This window comes from Streptomyces sp. LBL (assembly GCF_029893585.1).
Lineage (GTDB): Bacteria > Actinomycetota > Actinomycetes > Streptomycetales > Streptomycetaceae > Streptomyces.
In genome coordinates this window covers 101,930-119,161 of the sequence record NZ_JARXYX010000031.1, presented here as the reverse complement: position 1 = coordinate 119,161, position 17,232 = coordinate 101,930, and the positions used below count along the sequence as shown (strand labels likewise).

Annotated in this window: 14 protein-coding genes and 2 pseudogenes; 11 read left to right on the top strand and 5 right to left on the bottom strand. The window is 68.8% G+C overall.

Annotated features, from left to right (window positions below):
- Nucleotides 1-125 precede the first annotated feature (125 nt).
- The 7 genes and pseudogenes from M2271_RS32060 to M2271_RS32030 form a co-directional block, all read left to right on the top strand.
- Nucleotides 126-447 (top strand): annotated as a pseudogene (locus M2271_RS32060) (carboxymuconolactone decarboxylase family protein).
- A gap of 71 nt (nt 448-518) precedes the next feature.
- Nucleotides 519-953: a cupin domain-containing protein gene (locus M2271_RS32055; protein ID WP_280890890.1), complete on the top strand. Its 435-nt coding sequence runs from the start codon at nt 519-521 to the stop codon at nt 951-953.
- The gene (locus tag M2271_RS32050; RefSeq protein WP_280890889.1) at nt 950-1,804 is read left to right on the top strand and encodes an aldo/keto reductase; all 855 of its coding nucleotides are present in this window, start codon (nt 950-952) and stop codon (nt 1,802-1,804) included. The genes M2271_RS32055 and M2271_RS32050 overlap by 4 nt, the downstream gene beginning before the upstream one ends.
- A gap of 172 nt (nt 1,805-1,976) precedes the next feature.
- Nucleotides 1,977-2,963 carry an aldo/keto reductase gene (locus M2271_RS32045; protein ID WP_280890888.1) on the top strand — a complete coding sequence of 329 codons (987 nt, stop codon included), beginning with the start codon at nt 1,977-1,979 and terminating at the stop codon, nt 2,961-2,963.
- A 264-nt stretch (nt 2,964-3,227) separates the two neighbouring features.
- On the top strand, nt 3,228-4,700 hold the full coding sequence (locus M2271_RS32040) for an MFS transporter (RefSeq protein ID WP_280890887.1): 1,473 nt from the start codon (nt 3,228-3,230) through the stop codon (nt 4,698-4,700).
- The gene (locus tag M2271_RS32035; RefSeq protein WP_280890886.1) at nt 4,697-5,071 is read left to right on the top strand and encodes a DUF2255 family protein; all 375 of its coding nucleotides are present in this window, start codon (nt 4,697-4,699) and stop codon (nt 5,069-5,071) included. Before M2271_RS32040 ends, M2271_RS32035 begins: the two co-directional genes overlap by 4 nt.
- Nucleotides 5,068-5,678: pseudogene (locus M2271_RS32030) on the top strand (SDR family NAD(P)-dependent oxidoreductase); the annotation flags it as partial. The gene M2271_RS32035 and the pseudogene M2271_RS32030, both read left to right, overlap by 4 nt.
- 356 nt (nt 5,679-6,034) lie before the next feature.
- On the opposite strand, the gene M2271_RS32025 reads toward M2271_RS32030, so the two are convergent.
- Entirely contained in the window at nt 6,035-6,322 is a 288-nt protein-coding gene (locus tag M2271_RS32025) for a cupin domain-containing protein (RefSeq protein ID WP_280890885.1), read from the bottom strand.
- A 730-nt stretch (nt 6,323-7,052) separates the two neighbouring features.
- A complete protein-coding gene (locus M2271_RS32020; RefSeq protein ID WP_280890884.1) occupies nt 7,053-8,339 on the bottom strand; it encodes a cellulase-like family protein in 1,287 nt (428 codons plus the stop codon).
- 159 nt (nt 8,340-8,498) lie between these two features.
- Here M2271_RS32020 and M2271_RS32015 point away from each other — a divergent pair, with 159 nt between their 5' ends.
- Nucleotides 8,499-10,547: a glycoside hydrolase family 2 TIM barrel-domain containing protein gene (locus M2271_RS32015; RefSeq protein ID WP_280890883.1), complete on the top strand. Its 2,049-nt coding sequence runs from the start codon at nt 8,499-8,501 to the stop codon at nt 10,545-10,547.
- 377 nt (nt 10,548-10,924) lie between these two features.
- Here the strand turns inward: M2271_RS32015 and M2271_RS32010 are convergent, their stop codons facing one another.
- From M2271_RS32010 to M2271_RS32000, 3 genes are all read right to left on the bottom strand, one after another.
- On the bottom strand, nt 10,925-11,854 hold the full coding sequence (locus M2271_RS32010; protein WP_280890882.1) for a carbohydrate ABC transporter permease: 930 nt from the start codon (nt 11,852-11,854) through the stop codon (nt 10,925-10,927).
- A complete protein-coding gene (locus M2271_RS32005) occupies nt 11,851-12,765 on the bottom strand; it encodes a sugar ABC transporter permease (protein WP_280890881.1) in 915 nt (304 codons plus the stop codon). The genes M2271_RS32010 and M2271_RS32005 overlap by 4 nt, the downstream gene beginning before the upstream one ends.
- 64 nt (nt 12,766-12,829) lie before the next feature.
- Nucleotides 12,830-14,392, bottom strand: coding sequence for an extracellular solute-binding protein (locus M2271_RS32000; protein WP_280890880.1), 1,563 nt, complete (start codon nt 14,390-14,392; stop codon nt 12,830-12,832).
- A 168-nt stretch (nt 14,393-14,560) separates the two neighbouring features.
- Here M2271_RS32000 and M2271_RS31995 point away from each other — a divergent pair, with 168 nt between their 5' ends.
- Genes M2271_RS31995 through dgoD form a run of 3 tightly spaced genes read left to right on the top strand, consistent with a single transcriptional unit; the run spans nt 14,561 to nt 17,212 of the window.
- Nucleotides 14,561-15,304, top strand: coding sequence for an SDR family NAD(P)-dependent oxidoreductase (locus M2271_RS31995; protein ID WP_280890879.1), 744 nt, complete (start codon nt 14,561-14,563; stop codon nt 15,302-15,304).
- Nucleotides 15,305-15,347: 43 nt separating this feature from the next.
- Nucleotides 15,348-16,070 carry a FadR/GntR family transcriptional regulator gene (locus M2271_RS31990; protein ID WP_280890878.1) on the top strand — a complete coding sequence of 241 codons (723 nt, stop codon included), beginning with the start codon at nt 15,348-15,350 and terminating at the stop codon, nt 16,068-16,070.
- Nucleotides 16,067-17,212 (top strand): galactonate dehydratase, encoded by a 1,146-nt coding sequence (dgoD, locus tag M2271_RS31985; RefSeq protein ID WP_280890877.1) that lies wholly within the window; start codon nt 16,067-16,069, stop codon nt 17,210-17,212. The genes M2271_RS31990 and dgoD overlap by 4 nt, the downstream gene beginning before the upstream one ends.
- The last annotated feature ends 20 nt before the right edge of the window (nt 17,213-17,232 follow it).

The following is a 17,232-nucleotide window of genomic DNA, read 5'->3' as shown; positions in this document are numbered from 1 at the left end:
CGATAGGGAAGGCAGCGACGCCGCCCCGGCCCTGAACTCGGGGATGGTCGCGGCTGCCGGGCAGGCAGCCCTCATAGAGAGTGAATGTGTCGGATCCGTGTTCGTACCTCGCAAGGAGTCATCGCATGGCGAAGCAGTCCGCGCCTCAGGAGCTGGCACAGATCGCGCCGAAGCTCGTCGAAATCTCGAACGATGTGCTGTTCGGCGATGTGTGGGAGCGCCCCGGGCTTTCCCCCCCGCGACCGCAGCCTGGTCACGGTGAGCGTGCTGGCCGCGCTCTACCGCAGCGAGCAGCTCCCGTACCACCTGGGCAAGGCCCTGGAGAACGGACTGAGCGTCGAAGAGCTCTCCGAGGCCATCACCCACCTGGCGTTCTACGCCGGATGGCCCAACGCCATGACCGCGATCACGCTGCTGAAGAAGATCGCGGACGAGCAGTCTGCCTGACCATCAGCGCGACCAGCGCGCCGATGCCCCGCACGGTCAGTGGGGCGTGTTGACTCAAAGGAGAGAATGAGATGGCTGTCCACGAATTTAATCAGGTCTTCCCCCTCGGGGAGAAGAACGACGCCTTCGCGCAGTACTTCATCGGCCAGAGCTACCTGGCTCCGCTCGCCTCGGGGAGCGTTCCCGTCAGTAACGTCTCCTTCGAGCCGGGCTGCCGCAACAACTGGCACATCCACCACGGCGCAGGCGGCGGCGGTGACCAGATCCTGCTCTGCACGGCGGGCAGCGGCTGGTACCAGGCCGAAGGCGAGGAGCCCGTCAGCATGGAGCCGGGAACAGTGGTCCGCGTCCCGGCGGGCACGAGGCACTGGCACGGCGCGAAGGCCGACTCCTGGTTTTCCCACGTCGCCTTCATCACGCCGGGCGAAGACGTCAGCAACGAATGGCTCGAGCCCGTCACCGACGAGGTGTACGGCAAGCTGCCGAAGAGCGGAGCGAACGCATGACCATCCTGGACGAGACCTACACGCTGTCCAACGGCGTCGAGATCCCCAAGCTGGGGCTGGGCACCTGGTTCATCGACGACGACCAGGCGGCCGACGCGGTCCGCGCAGCCGTGGAGATCGGCTACCGCAACATTGACACCGCCCAGGCGTACGGCAACGAACGCGGCGTCGGCGAGGGCGTGCGCACCGCCTACGTACCCCGCGACGAGCTGTTCGTATCGACCAAACTCGCCGCGGAGATCAAGGACTACGACCAGGCGCTCGCCGCGATCGACGGCTCCCTGAACGGGCTGGGCCTGGACCGCATCGACCTGATGCTGATTCACAGCCCGCAGCCGTGGGACGACTTCCGCGGCGACTACGCCCAGGGCAACCGCGAGGCATGGCGTGCCCTGGAGGACGCCCACCGGGTGGGCACGATCCGGTCCATCGGCGTCTCCAACTTCCAGCAGCACGACCTCGAGAACATTCTGCAGGGCGCGACGGTGGTCCCGCACGTGAACCAGTTGCTGGTCCACGCCGGCAACACCCCCGCAGAGCTCCTGGCCTATTGCGAGAGCAAGCAGATCCTCGTCGAGGCGTACTCGCCGATCGCCCACGGCGCGATCCTGCAGAACGCCGAAGTCCAGGCGATGGCACAGAAATACGGCGTGACCGTCCCCCAGCTGTGCATCCGATACACCCTTCAGCTGGGCGTTGTGTCGCTGCCCAAGACGGCGAACCCCGAGCACATGCGGTCCAATGCGGAGGTCGACTTCGAGATCTCCGGCGATGACATGGACGTCCTGCGTGAACTGCGCGACGTGGACTACGGCGAGCACAGCGCCTTCCCCGTCTACAGCGGCAAGTGACGCCAGGCGAGTGCCACCCTCGCGTCGGCACGGGTCGGCCCTGACGCCCGGCCGTGCAGCGACGCCGCCAGCTTCGTCGTCGGCGTCGCTCTGCCCGTCGACGGCGGGTACACGAGTCGCTGAACCGCGGGCCACTCGCGTCCCGCACCATCACCGGCAAGGGAGAACGAGCATGCACACGCGCACCTTGGGCCAGGGTCTGCAGGTGTCGGCGATCGGCCTGGGCTGTATGGGGATGTCCCAGAGCTACGGCCCGAATCCGGGCAGCCGCACGGACATGATCGGCGTACTGCGCGGGGCCGTCGAGCGCGGCGTCACGTTCTTCGACACGGCAGAGGTCTACGGCCCCTATGTGAACGAGGAACTCGTGGGCGAGGCCCTGTCCCCGGTGCGGGACCGGGTCGTGCTGGCGACGAAGTTCGGCTGGCGCATTGAGAATGGCGCCTCGAACGGTCTCGACAGCCGACCCGAGCAGATGAAGCGGGTCGCCGACGCCTCGCTGCGCCGGCTGCGCACGGAGACGATCGACCTGTTCTACCAGCACCGGGTGGACCCCGACGTGCCGATCGAGGACGTGGCCGGCGCCGTCGGGGAGCTGGTGCAGGCCGGTAAGGTGCGGCACTTCGGGCTGTCCGAGGCGGCGGCCTCCACGATCCGCCGCGCCCACGCCGTGCACCCGGTGACCGCGGTGCAGAGCGAGTACTCGCTGTGGACTCGCGACCCCGAACCCGAGGTCCTGCCGGTGCTGGCCGAACTCGGCATCGGCTTCGTGCCCTTCAGCCCGCTTGGCAAGGGTTTCCTCACCGGGACCGTCGACACCACCACCACGTTCTCCGACGGCGATGTCCGCACCACAATCCCGCGCTTCAGTGAGGACAATCGCGCCGCCAACCAGCAACTGGTCGACCAGGTCACCGCTCTGGCCCAGGCGAAGAACGCCACACCGGGGCAGGTGGCGCTGGCGTGGCTGCTCGCCCAGCACCCCTCGATCGTGCCGATTCCCGGCACCCGCCGGATCGAGCGGGTCGAGGAGAACGCTGCCGCCACAAACGTGGCCCTGTCCGCGGATGAGCGGGCGGATCTTGACGCGGTGGCGGGACGTCTCGGTGTCCATGGTGACCGCTACAACGAGACCCACATGGTCCTGGTCGGCAAGTGACCCGGCCGTGCGGGCCACCGTCGCGCACTGGCGCAGGCCGGGCTGGTGCCTGAACTCGGGTACACGCACCAGCTGCGGGTCCGGGGGACAGCCGGTGCCGAGAATGACCGTGTCCTTTACGTCTGCGTACCCGGCGGTCTCCTGGGAGCGACCGGGCAGCGGACGCGCCGGCCGGTTGCTCGAAGCCCAACCTCGCCCGCTCCTTCGCTGTTCCGTTCCGTGTCAGCGGGAGGGCCCCTCCGATCTGGTTCTGGAGTTCACCTCATGTCGTTGCCGGCCTTCTCCGCACCGCGCGGTGGTGCTGTCACCGGGCGCCGAGGACATCCCGGTGCGGCCCTGGCGGCAGCACTGCTGGGCTTCTTCGTCATCACGCTGGACGCCCTGGTCGTCAATGTCGCGCTGCCCGCGATCCGGACCGATCTGGGCGGCGGGATCACCGGTCTGCAATGGGTCGTGGACGGCTACACCCTGATGTTCGCCGCCCTGCTGCTGTCGGCGGGATCCCTGTCGGACCGCGTCGGCGCGCGCCGTGCGTTCGGCCTGGGCCTGGTGGTGTTCGTGGCCGCGTCCGCCGCGTGCGGGCTGGCCCCCAACCTGCCCTCGCTGATCGGAGCACGGCTGGTGCAGGGGGCCGGGGCGGCGGCGATGATGCCCACCAGTCTGGCGCTGATCCGCGAGGCGTACACCGACCCGGTCAAACGGGGCCGGGCGGTGGCGTTGTGGGCGGTGGGCGGGGCGGTCGCCTCGGCCGCCGGGCCGGTCGCCGGCGGCGCGGCCACCCTGATCAGCTGGCGGGTGATCTTCTTCATCAACCTGCCCATCGGCGCCCTCGCACTCGTGTTGCTGGCGTTCGCCGCCCTCTCGCCGAGCCGCCGGGTGCCCTTCGACGCCGTCGGGCAGATCAGCGCGGTCCTCGCGATGGGCGCCCTCACCTTCGCCGCGATCGAAGCGGGCTCCGCCGGGTTCACAGCACCCCAGGTCTGGGCCGCCACCCTGCTCACCCTCGCGGCGGCCATCGTGTTCGTCCGCGCTCAGGCCTGCGGCCGGCACCCGATGGTGCCGCTGGTGCTGCTACGCCACCGCGCGGTGGTGATCGCCTGCGGTGCCGGGTTCGCGTTCATGGCCGCCTTCTACGGCATGGTGTTCGTCTTCAGCATCTACCTTCAGCAGCAGCGCGGTCTGTCCGCGCTCGCCACCGGCCTCGCGTTCGTGCCGATGACGGTGCTGTCGGCGTTCATCAATCCGCTTTCCGCCCGCGCCGCCGAACGCTACGGACCCCGGGTGCCGATCGTGTGCGGCATGTTTCTGATGACCGGCGGCCTGCTCCTGCTGGCCCTGGTCCTGGCCGGGACGCCGACGTGGGCGCTGGCCCTGCTGATGCTCCCGGTCGGTATGGGCGGGCCGCTGGCCATGCCGCCGACCACTGCACTGCTCGTCAACAGCGTCCCCGCCCAACAGACCGGCACCGCCAGCGGCGTCTTCAACACCAGCCGTCAGCTCGGCGGCGCCCTGGCGGTCGCCGTGTTCGGCGCCCTCATCGCCGACCAGGCGCACTTCCTGCCCGGCCTACGCCTCAGCCTTCTCCTCGCCGCCCTGGCCACCCTGACGGCCGGCGCCGCCGGCCTCTACCTGCGCCCCGCATCGGCGGGCCCCCGTAACGGCGAGGCAACCGGTATCCCGGCGCCTGCCTCACCACCCCTCCCGGAAGCACGACGCGAGAAGGAGACATCACGATGACGCACTGGACCAGCGACCAGCTCACCACCGTTGAACACACCAGTGAACTGCACATCCAGCCCCGGCGTCCCGATGGCCGGCTGCGCACGCCCACCACCATCTGGGTGGTCCGTGACGGTGACGACCTGTTCGTCCGCTCCTACAACGGCCCCGACGGTGCGTGGTGGCACACCGCGAGGGCCGGCGGCAGCGGGCACATCCGCTGCGGCGCCATCGAACAGGACGTCGCCTTCACCCCCGTCACCGACCCGGCGCTCAACGACCGGATCGACGCCGCCTACCGCACCAAGTACGCCGCCGCAGGCGCCTACGTCCCCCCGATGACCGCCGACGGAGCCCGCGCCACCACCCTCAAGCTCACCCCCCGCTGACCCGACCCCGCCAGGAGTCCCTTGCGACCACGTTCGCCCTGACCGGTGCCGGCCCCGGGCTCGGCGCCGCCGTCGCCCGCCACGGCTTCGACATCGCCCTGATCTCCCGCTCCCAGCTCCACCTGGACACCCTCGCCTGCCGACTTGGCCAGGACGGCATCACCGCACGCGGATTCGCCGCCGACGTCCTCGACCTCAGTGCGCTGGTCGCCGCACTCGACGCGGCGACCAGCACCCTGGGCCCGATCTCGGAGTCCTCCAGTACAGCCCCGTCCCGCACAAGGACTTCATGAAGCCCGTCCTGGAGACCACCGCCGCCGACCTGCAAGCCTCCTTCGCGTTCTCCGTCGGCGGCCCGGTCACCGTGGTGCACAACGTCCTGCCCGGCATGCACGAACTGGGCCGGTGCACCGTGCTGTTCGTCAACGGCGGTTCCGCCGTCCAGTCCCACCCCGAACGCGCCGGCACATCCATCGCCTTCGCCGCTGAAAGCGCCTACGCCCGCCTCCTCCACGACCAGCTCGCGAAGGAGAGCATCCACGTCGCCCAGCTGATCATTCCCGGCGCCATCACCCCGGGCCACGACCGCAAGGACCCCGACGTCCTGACCGGCCTGCTGTCCGTTGGAGATGAGCACCGCGATGGTGACCAGGCCCCGGTCGCGACGCGAGAGGCTGTCGTCGCTCCAGAGCTCCTGGACCCGCTCCTTGTCGTTCTGCGCCAGTGCCGGGGAGACCGATTCGATCTGGCCGGTGCGGGAGCGGGGGCGGTGTCCGAGGGCGGCGTCCACCCGGGAGCGGGTGCTGCGGGCCGTGGACGAGCTGGACTACGTCCTGAACGGCCCCGCCAGCGCACTGGCCGCGGCCACCTCCCCCGGCTCGGCCTGGGCCGTTTACCCCACGAGGAGCGTTCCGGCGGCGACCGTCCCGATGAGGGCAATTGTTGTGAACTTCTTCATTGTGCTTACTTCCTCCGCTTCCCGTCCCGGTACTGGTCGTCGGTGACGTGTTCGAGCCAGTCCACGTTGGTTCCGTCGACGGCATAGGTGATGGCGGTGTGCGCCATCGCGCTGTAGCTGGTCGCCCCGTGCCAGTGCTTGGCACCCGGCGCGAGCCAGACGACGTCACCCTTGTGAACGGTGATGCGCTTCTTGCCCCACTCCTGCACCCAACCGGTGCCCTTGGTGATGAGCAGGCGCTGCCCGGCGGGATGGGTGTGCCAGACGGTCCGGGCGCCCGCCGAGAACCGCACGTGGGAGGCCCCTTCCGAGTTCTCGTCGCCTCGATCACCACCCGGCGGTGCCCGACCGCACTGTCCGCAAGGCGACGTACATACCGGCTGTGCACCCGCGCCGACCTCACCCCGCAGCCGGAACACCCGGCCCGCTCCGCAGTCGCCCGGGCCCGCTCGACCACCAACTCGCCTTCCGCCAATGCGTTTTCGATCCGAACGCCATCGACCCGGTGAAACCACAGGCCCTTGAGGAAGACGTCACTCAAGGCCGTTCATGATCGCGGGTTCGGTGACCCTCCGTGGCTCCGGCACTGAAAGTGATCCAGAACCACGATTCACCCGCCGCCGACAGAAACGATGCCTGGGGCGCCGTCCAGGTGGCCGCCTTCAGCTACATGTACGGCCCGGCCGCGGTGGCCCAGTTCAGGGGACAGCCTCCATCGGACTCAGGACTCGCGCCTACGGTGCTGCGCCGGTCGGAGCCATCATGACCCGACAGGCATGCGTCATCGGACGTGGAACTCTAGAGGGCCGCCATGGCCGGCATCGATGGCGGCCCTTGCAGAGGAGTCGAGGGCTACGTTGCCCAGGCATCGGCGGCGGTGAGACGGACTCTGGTGCTCAGCCTGATGCCTGACCGCCCTCTGTCATGGTGGCGGGCTCGCCGAACCCGACAGCCCCCTTCGGCATCGGTGCGCCGGGAGCGGCATCGTGGCGTCTGTGTTCCGGGCCCGCCGCGGGATGGCTTTCAGCTCGCGGTGACACGGGCGTTGACCCGCCGCATCCAGTCCCGGTCGGTGTGCCACATGGGGTGGTGAGGGGCGGCGTTGGAGGTCAGGACGACGCCCTGGAAGTCGGCCGCGAGGCAGCGGTCGACGACGAACTCGGCGATGTCCTTGCCGACGGCGTCTTCCTCGAAGCGCGTCAGCAGTGGGGTGTAGCCCACGACGCCTTCTCCGAGGACGGCGGGGATGCCGCGGCGGCGGGCGAACGCGGTGACGGCGTCGACCCATCCGGCCAGGGTCTCCCGCATGGCTTGTCGGTGCGCCGGATAGTTCTCGTAGAGCCACAGGTCCCAGCGGTCGGGATCGACCCAGTCGTGTGCGTAGAACAGTTCGCGCGGGATGCCGGTGGCCGCGAGCCGCCAGGGTTCGTCCGGCCGGTAGTCGGCGAAGGCGGGCGCGTCGGGGCGCAGCATGGCGGCCAGTTCGGGGGTCGGCCAGGCAGCCGTCTCGGGTGCCGCTTCGGTGCCGTGGCCGAGTCCGACCGCCTCGTAGAGCGCGCCGAGGACGCCGTAGACGTAGAAGTGGAAGTGCGCGATCTGCGCCCCCTCCGGCAGGTCGTCGATCTCGCTCGGCCAGGGCTCGCCCAGCGAGTAGGTGACGGGGATGCCGGGGTGGCGTCCCTGCAGCAGTTTCACGGCGCGGTCGAGAGGGCCGCGCAGATAGGCGTAGTGGGTGGCGCCGTTGCGCGGTACCAGGGAGCAGTTGTCGACCTCGTTGTGCACCTCGACGTAGGCGACCCGGTCGGTCAGTCCGCGCTCCGTGAGGAAGTCGAGGAGATCGGCGAGTGCTTCGGCCACCGCCTCGGCGCGGTCCGGGCCGGGGACCTCGGCCAGGGCGCGGTGCCAGGCGTCGGTGTCGGCGAAGCTGGGGGACTGCTGGTACTCCCAGGAGGACACGATCACCTTGCAGTCGTGGCGGGCGGCGGCCTCGAACAGCTCGACGAGCCGTCGCCGGCCGTCCAGCGGGTAGCCGCCGCGCACGTCGTACCAGCGGGTGCGCTGTCCGAAGTCCTCGCCCAGGCCACAAACCTGGATGGACTCCGGGTCGGGGACGCGTCCGGAGAACAGGAGGAAGGGCATGGCGCAGATGCGCACGGTGTTGAATCCGCGGTCCACCGTCTCGGCGAAGGCGCGGTCGAGGTCGGCGAAGGGCTCGCCGGGTCCTGCCTGTGTGTACCAGCTGAAGTCCCACAGGGTGATGGCGAGTCGGCCCGTGGTCTCGCTCGTGGTGGCTTGCTGTGCGGTGGTCATGAGGTCACCCGTCGTTCGTGTGCGGTGGGACGCCGTCGGCGGCTCGACGGCACCACGCTAACTCAATTCATTATTTATGAATAATCCTTGACGAGGAATACGGGGTTGTCCAGGCTGTGGGGCGGACGAACACGTACGCGCATCGAGGAGCCGCCTGCCATGACCGAATCCATCCACCCGTCCCGGCGCACCGTCGTCACGGCACTCGGGGCGATTGCCATCGTCGCCCTGCCGGCCTGGCCGGAGACGGCACGAGCGGCAGACGGCTCAGCCATGGCCGCCGCGAGCGGCCCGGTTCTCGACTCTCACCCCGCCACCGAGCCCTCCGGCACCCACGTGCGCGACGTCGGTGGCACCAACGTCGTCTTCCAGTACGGCACGGTGCTTCCGGCCTTCGACGGCTGGCGTACTCATGAGCCCGCCCGCGACTACGTGTCCCTGGACAAGCGGTGGCGCTTCCGCTTCGACCCCGACGACCAGGGACTCGACGAGACCTGGCAGTCCCCGCACCACGACGACCGGACCTGGGACCACGCCGACGTACCGGCGGCCTGGGACCTGCTGAACACCCCCGGATTCGGATCGCAGACCACACCCTTCGGCAAGGGCACGGCATTCACCGACGGCTACGCCTGGTACCGCACCACCGTCGACGTACCCGCCTCATGGCGTGCCCGGCACGTCCGCATCGCCTTCCTGGCCGCCGGTTACAGCGCCGAGGTATGGCTCGACGGAACACATCTCGGAAAGCACGAAGGCGCCAACTCCCCGTTCGCGCTGCCGGTGTCCGGGGCGCTTCGACCGGGCCGACGTCAGACGATCGCCGTGCGGGTCTTCCGCCGGGCGAGCTACACCGACTACACGGCTGCTACGCCGCAGCCGGTCACCGACGACCACGAGTTGCCGTACAAGCCCGTCGACTACTGGCCCTACGCGGGTCTGACCCGGTCGGCCTGGATCGAGGCGGTTCCGCAGGTCACCATTGCCAAACTGCTCGTGGCCGCCGCAGGCGGGAGCCTGGAGGCACACGCGGTCGTCGAGAACCACAGCACCACCGACTTCGACGGACATCTCACCTTGGACCCCGGCCGGGGGAGCGGTGGCCGGCCCACTGTGGTCGCCGCCCGGATCGCCGCCCGGTCGGCGGGCGTCGTACGGGTCGTGGTCCGCATACCCGGCGCGCCCCGCTGGAGTCCGGCCGCGCCGCAGACCCTCACCGCGCGCGCCACCCTGGCCGCCGGGAGATCCTCGGGACCGCGGGTGGACACGCTGTCCACCGTGTACGGCGTACGGGAACTGCGCATCGCGGACGCCCAGTTGCGGCTGAACGGCAAGCCGCTGTTCCTCAAGGGCCTCAACTGGCATGAGGAGACGGCCGCGCACGGCAGGGCGTTGACGCCGGCCGAGTACGACCGGGAGCTGGGCCACGTGACGACTCTGGGTGCCAACTTCATCCGCAACTGCGTCTACAACCGTCACCCCTACGTTTACGACTGGGCGGACGAGCACGGCGTGCTGGTGATGGACGACATCGACACCATGTGGCTCAACACCGCCCAGGAGAAGCTGCAGACGGAGCGCTACGGCCTCGCCCGCGCGCTGGCCCTGACCATGGCGTGGAACCAGCACAACCACCCCTCGGTGATCCTCTGGGGACTGCAGAACGAGTCGGAGATCGACGCGAACGGCGCCCCCCTCTACCGGGCCTGGCTCGCCGACTTGAAGGCGGCTGTGAATGCGGTCGACCTCACCGCCCGCCCGGTTACCTGGGCCTCCAACACCAGCAACGACCCCGCGTTCGACCTCGCCGACGTGATCGGGTTCAACGAGTACTTCGGCTACTTCTACGGCGAGGACTCCGACCTCGGCCCCACGCTCGACGCCGTGCACGCGAAGTACCCCGACAAGCCCATCCTGATCACCGAGAACGGCACCTGGTCCATTGCCGGCACCCACGGTCCCGCCACCACGCAGGGGACGGAGGAGTGGCAGGCGGCGAGCTTGACCGCCCACTGGGCCCAGGTGAGCGCCCGCAGCGAGTTCGTTGTCGGCTTCACCTACTGGGTTCTCAAGGACTACAAGCAGCGTGCCGGCTACAACCAGGCCTACAACGGCATCTCCGTGATGGGTCTGCTCACCTTCGCCGAGGAACGGCCCAAGCTCGTCTACGACAGGTTCCGGAAGGCGGTCAATCCCAGGGGCAGGTGACCTTCAGCAGATGCGGTTGCCTGGAGGGGAGGGGCGAGCTGCCCCTCCCCTCTTTCAGCCCTTGACGCTGCCCTGAGTCGGTCCTCGCGGTGGAGGACCCGGACCGCATGGTCGGGGTGGTGTCGACCGGCGAGATACTCACCGGACGGATGGTCATCGATACCGGCGTTCCTTCCAGAGCACGGCGCCGTCCGGTCGGTGAACGGCGTGAGCGCCGCACACACCGTCCACGTGGCGGCAGCACTAACCGGCCGAGGAACTTGTTCGACTGCGACCAGTACGCCAACCTCTTGCCTCTCTGGGACGCGGCCCGTTGAGCGCCGTGCGCTGCCGCGCTCCCCACCCGCAAGGAGGCAGGACCGTGCGGTCCGGGGGCGTCAGCCCTTTACGCTGCCCTCAGTCAAACCGCTGCGCCAGAAGCGCTGCAGGACGACCATGGCGATCATCAGCGGGACGACGGAGACCAAGGCGCCTCCGACTGTCAGCTGGTAGAGCTGCGGTTGGCGGTCGGCGAAGGACTGCCACGACGTCAGGCCGAGGGTGATGGGGTACAGCTTGGAGTCGGACAGCATGACCAGCGGCAGAAAGTAGTTGTTCCAGATGCCGACGAACTGGAAGAGGAAGATCGTCACCAGGGCGGGGGTCATGATGCGCAGAGCAACGACCGTGAAGATGCGGATCTCTCCCGCGCCGTCGATGCGGGCTGCCTCCAGCAACTCGTCCGGTATGGATGCCGTGGCGTAGATCCGGCACAGGTACACGCCGAAGGGGCTGACGAAGCTCGGCAGCAGTACGGCCCAGTAGGTGTTGGCCAGGCCTGCCTCGCTGAACAGCAGGTACATGGGCAGCGCCAGTGCCGTGGCGGGGATCAGGACGCCGCCCAGCACTATGTTGAAGATCGTGTCGCGGCCGGCGAAGGAGAACTTGGCCAGCGCGTAGCCGCACATCGCGGCCAGAAGCGTCGCCACGCCCGCGCCGACGCCCGCGTACAGCAGGCTGTTGGCGGCCCAGCGCAGGTAGATCGCATCGTCGTAGGTGACCACCTGGCGCAGATTGCTCAGGAACTGGGGATGGGAGAACCACAACCCGAAGCTGCCGAACAGATCGCCGGTGGACTTCGTGGACGCCACCACCAGCCAGTACACCGGGAGCAGGAAGTACCCGGCGGCCGCCACCAGCAGGCCGGTGACCAGGATGCGACTGCGTGGGGTGACCCCGGTGATGCCGCCGCGCGGCGTCGTGCTGTCGTCGGAGGCCGGCGTCCCGTCGCCTGGCGGAACTGTGCGGGCCGGTGTCTGGAGACTCACGCGTCCCCACCTCTCTTGTTGATCAGCCGCAGGAAACCGAAGGAGAGCACGAACGCGGCGAGGGCGAGCAGCACTGCCTCGGCGGCGGCGAGGTGGTAGTTGTCGTTGGTGAACGCCTCGTTGTAGGCGCTGAGGTTGGGGGTGTAGGCGCTGTCGATGCTCGACGAGACGGGCTTGAGCACCAGCGGTTCCGCGAACAGTTGCAGCGTGCCGATGATGGTGAAGACCGTGGTGAGGATCAACGCCGGTCGCAGCAGCGGCAGTTTGACGTGCCGGACCGTCATCCACGCACTGGCGCCGTCGATGCGGGCGGCCTCGTACAGCTCCGCGGGGATGGTGCGCAACTGGGCGACGAGAACCAGCACGTTGTAGCCGGCGAACTCCCAGGTGACGATGTTCGCGATGGACCACAGAACCGTGTTTCCTCCCAACAGGTCGACCGACACCCCCAGATGGCGCATGCCGTCCACGAGAGGGCTGACTCCCGGTACGTACAGGAAGCCCCACAGGATGGACGCGATGACGCCCGGAACGCCGTAGGGCAGGAAGAAGGCGGCGCGGAAGAACCGCACGCCTCTGGCCGAGGCGGTGTCCAGCAGCAGCGCGAGCCCGGCGGACAACGCGACCATCACCGGCACCTGGACGGCCGCGAACAGCAGTACGCGACCGATGCTGCGCACAAAGGCGTGATCGGACACCGCGTCGGAGTAGTTGCCGAGCCCTACGAAGACGGTATGGCTGCCGCCGAGCCCCAGGACTCCTGTGTGCTCGACATCCATGACGCTCTGGTAGACGGCGTAGCCGATGGGGAGGGCGAAGGTCAGGAGGAACAGCAGGAGGAACGGTGCGACGAAGGCGACGGGCGCCAGACTTCTGCGGCGGCGGCGGGGGGTGCGGGTGCGGGTGGGCATCGGAGTTCTTTCTGGAGTCCGGAGGGCAGAACGGCGGCGGCCGTGCCGCGCCCTCCGGAGGTGGTCACTGGCCGGTGGAAACCTTCAGACCCTTCCTCTTCAGGTCCTCGACGGTCTGCTTCTGCGCCTGCCGGACCGCCGAGACGAACGTGCCCTTGCCGGCCAGGGCGGCCTGGAAACCGTCATTGAGGTGCTGGTAGGTGGCGTCGATCGTCGGTATCCACTTCCACGAGTTGTCGATGCTCTTGTCCGCCTGCGCGAAGACCTCGTTGTACTTCTGGCCTCCGAAGAACGGTGACGGCTTGTCCAGCGAGGAGCCCTTGTACCCGTCGGCAGCCGCGGGCCAGCCGTAGCCGCCCTGCAGCAGCAGATCGACGCTCGCGGGGTCGGTGTTGAGCCATTCGGCGAACTTCAGGGCCTCGGGGATGTGCTTGGCACCCTTGAGGACGGCCGTGGAGGATCCGCCCCAGTTCGCGGACACCTTCGAGCCCTTGGTCCACTGCGGCATGGGTGCGACCGCCCATTTGCCGGTGGTCTTGGGAGCGTTTCCGCTGATGATGGCGTCGCCCCACTGGGCACTGACCCACGAGGTGATGGCACCGCTCTGCAGGTCCTTGTACCAGCCGTTGGCGAAGTCGGGTTCGGACTTGATCACTTTCTTGCTGCGCAGGTCGTCCCAGAAGGCGGCGACCTTGAGGGTCTGCGGGGAGTCGATGTTCACCGACCAGGTGTCGCCGTTCACGCCGAACCACTTGGCGCCCGCCTGCCAGGCGAGTGCGGTGAACCAGGCGGAGTTGCCGGCGGGGAAGGTGCTGATGTACGCCTTCGGGTTGGCGTCGTGAATCTTCTGCGCAGCCTGGGCGAACTCCTCCCAGGTGGCGGGCGGATCGATGCCCCACTTCTTGTACAGGTCGGAGCGGTAGAACAGGCCCATCGGGCCGGACGCTTGGGGGATCGCGTAGACAGCCTTGTCGAAGACTCCCTGCTGCCACTGCCAGTCCACGAACTTCGACCGGTCCTTGTCCGCGCCGTACTGGGACAGGTTCACCAGGCCGTTCTCCAGCAGGAACGAGGGGATCTCCTGGTATTCCACCTGTGCCAGGTCGGGCGCGTTGCCGCTCTTGAGCGCGGCGCGCATCTTCGCGTAGCCGCCGCTGCTCCCCGCCGGGATCTTCTCCAGTTTGACGTGGATGTCCGGGTGAGTGGCGTTCCACTTGTCGACGGCCTTGTCGACACCGGGAACCCATGACCAGAAGCGCAGGTCGACCTTCTGGCCCGGCTTCGCGGGGGCCTGTGCCTTGTCCTGGTATTCCACCTGTGCCAGGTCGGGCGCGTTGCCGCTCTTGAGCGCGGCGCGCATCTTCGCGTAGCCGCCGCTGCTCCCCGCCGGGATCTTCTCCAGTTTGACGTGGATGTCCGGGTGAGTGGCGTTCCACTTGTCGACGGCCTTGTCGACACCGGGAACCCATGACCAGAAGCGCAGGTCGACCTTCTGGCCCGGCTTCGCGGGGGCCTGTGCCTTGTCCTGGGAATCGGTCGAACCCCCGCAGGCGGAGAGGAACAGGGAGGCGGCAAGGGCCACGGCGAGGGCGCCCCGGCTTCTGCGGCGGGGTGTGGTGCGGCTCATGGGAGGAGGTCCTTCCTGGCTTCGTACCGAAGCTGCTTGTTGCGTGCCGGTCAGTCTCGGAGCGACATCGGCACGTCGTCAAGATATATTCATAATTAATTGAAACAGCTATGGTGGGTGCGTAGGCAGTAGCGAGGGGAGACGCACGTGACGACGGAATGCCGCAGGATGACGGGGCGTGTGGCGGTGATCACCGGGGCGGCGCACGGGATCGGCGCCGCCACGGCCCACCGGCTCGCGGCCGAAGGGGCGGTGGTCGTCGTCACGGACGTGGACGACGCGGCCGGCAAGGCGGTCGCGGCAGACATCGCAGACAGCGGCGGACGCGCGGAGTACGTACGCTGCGACGTGACCTCGGCCGCCGACTGGGAGAACCTGGCCCGTCACGTCGACGAGTACCACGGCCGGCTGGACGTACTGCACAGCAACGCCTTCGCCCAACTCAACAAAGCAGCCCACGAGTTGAGCGAGGCTGAGTGGGACGGTCAGATGGCCGTCCTGCTCAAGCCCGCCTGGCGCGGGATGAAGACCTTCGCGGCCATGCTCCGCGCGTCGAAGGGCTCGGTCGTCCTGACTTCCTCGGTGCACGCGGTCATCGGGCTGCCGGGTCATGCCGCCTACGCTGCCGCGAAGGGCGCACTGTGCTCGCTGGGACGGCAGTTGGCCGTCGAGTACGGTCCGGACATCCGGGTCAACACGGTGCTGCCGGGCCCCATCATGACCGCCGCGTGGGACGGCATCCCGGAGCCCGACCGCGAGCGCAGTGTGGCGGCCACAGCGGCGCGGCGGTTCGGGCAGCCGGAGGAGGTGGCGGCCGCCGTCGCCTTCCTGGCATCGGAGGATGCCTCTTATGTGACCGGCGCCAGCCTGGTGGTCGATGGAGGATGGAGCGTCATGAAGGAGTCCTCATGAGCGACGCACACAACGCTTGTGGACCGATACGGAAACGGAGAACGTGGTGACCCATCCCCCCAAGGGGCTGCACGGCCAAGCCGTGGAGGAACTGGGCCGACGCATCATCCGCGGCGACTACCCCCCGGGCTCCGTGGTGGACCCGGTCGGGTTCGAGACGGAACTCGGCGTCAGCAAGACCGTGATCCGCGAGGCCATGCGCGTACTGGCCTCCAAGGGCCTGCTCGAGTCGAAGCAGAAACGCGGCACGACCATCCGGCCCCGCGCCGACTGGAACCTGCTCGACAGCGACCTGCTGCGCTGGCAGGGCAGCAGCGACCCGACCGACGGCTTCCTGGAAGACCTCGCCGAGGTCCGCGCGATCGTCGAGCCCGCCGGAGCCCGCCTCGCCGCGACCCGCCGCACCACCTCCGACCTGGATGCGATGCGGCAGTCGCTCGATGCCATGGCCGCGGCCGGTGCGGACGCGGACGCGATGGTCGAGGCGGACCTGGCCTTCCATCGCGCCCTGCTGGACGCCGCCCACAATGAACTGCTCAGCCGGATGGAGGTCGTCATCGAGGCCGGCCTGCGCGTACGCGACCGGATCGTGCACGGCGCCCGGCACTTCTCCGACTCCATCCCCGTACACCGGGAACTGCTGGACGCGGTTGAAGCCGGCGATCCCGACGCCGCCGTGGCTGCCGTCGAGTCACTCCTGGCACAGGCCTCCGACGACCTGGCGGCCGTACAGGCGACCGACCCGCTGCCGAAGGAACTTCCGTGAAGATAACCGGACTTGAGACGTTCCTGGTGGCTCCGCGCTGGCTTTTCCTGCGCGTCGCCACCGACGAGGGCGTCACCGGCTGGGGCGAACCCGTCATCGAGGGCCGCGCCGACACCGTACGCGCCGCAGTCCACGAACTGGCGGACTACCTGGTCGGCCGGGACCCGTTGCGCATCGAGGACCACTGGCAGGTGCTCACCAAGGGTGGCTTTTACCGTGGCGGCCCCATCCTCTCCAGCGCGGTCGCCGGCATCGACCAGGCACTGTGGGACATCGCCGGCAAGACCTACGGCGTCCCGGTGCACCGCCTCCTCGGCGGCCCCGTACGCGACCGCGTGCGGATGTACGCCTGGATCGGCGGGGACCGGCCGAGCGAGGTAGCGGAGCTGGCCGAGGAGCAGATGAAGGCGGGCTTCACCGCGGTGAAGATGAACGGCACGGCCGAACTCGCCCCGATCGACACTCCGGCGCGCACCGCCGAGGTCGTCGAGCGCGTCGCGGCCGTCCGCGAGGTGCTGGGTGACGAGCGGGACGTCGCCGTCGACTTCCACGGCCGTGCCTCCACCGCGATGTCGCGCCGCCTGCTTCCCCAACTGGAGCCGTTGCACCCGCTGTTCGTCGAGGAACCCGTCGCACCGGAGCACTCGGGGAACCTACGCAGCCTGGTGGAGTCCACCAGCATCCCCCTCGCGACCGGCGAACGCCTCTACTCCCGCTGGGACTTCCGCGAAGTACTGGCCAGCGGCATCGCCGTGGCCCAACCCGACCTGTCGCACGCCGGCGGCATCTCCGAAGTGCGCCGCATCGCGGCCATGGCCGAGACCTACGACGTCACGATGGCGCCCCACTGCCCCCTCGGCCCCATCGCCCTGGCCGCCAGCCTCCAGATCGCCTTCTCCGTGCCGAACTTCCTCATCCAGGAACAGAGCATGGGCATCCACTACAACCAGCAGGCCGACCTGCTGGAGTACGTGATGGACCCAGAACCCTTCCGGTTCCAGAACGGGTACGCCGTCGCCGCCACCCGCCCGGGCCTCGGCGTCGAGATCGACGAGAAGGCCGTACGCCACGCCGCCGAGACCGGACACCGTTGGCGCAACCCCATATGGCGGGGCGCCGACGGGGCGTTCACCGAATGGTGACCGCCGCCCGCACACCGCAC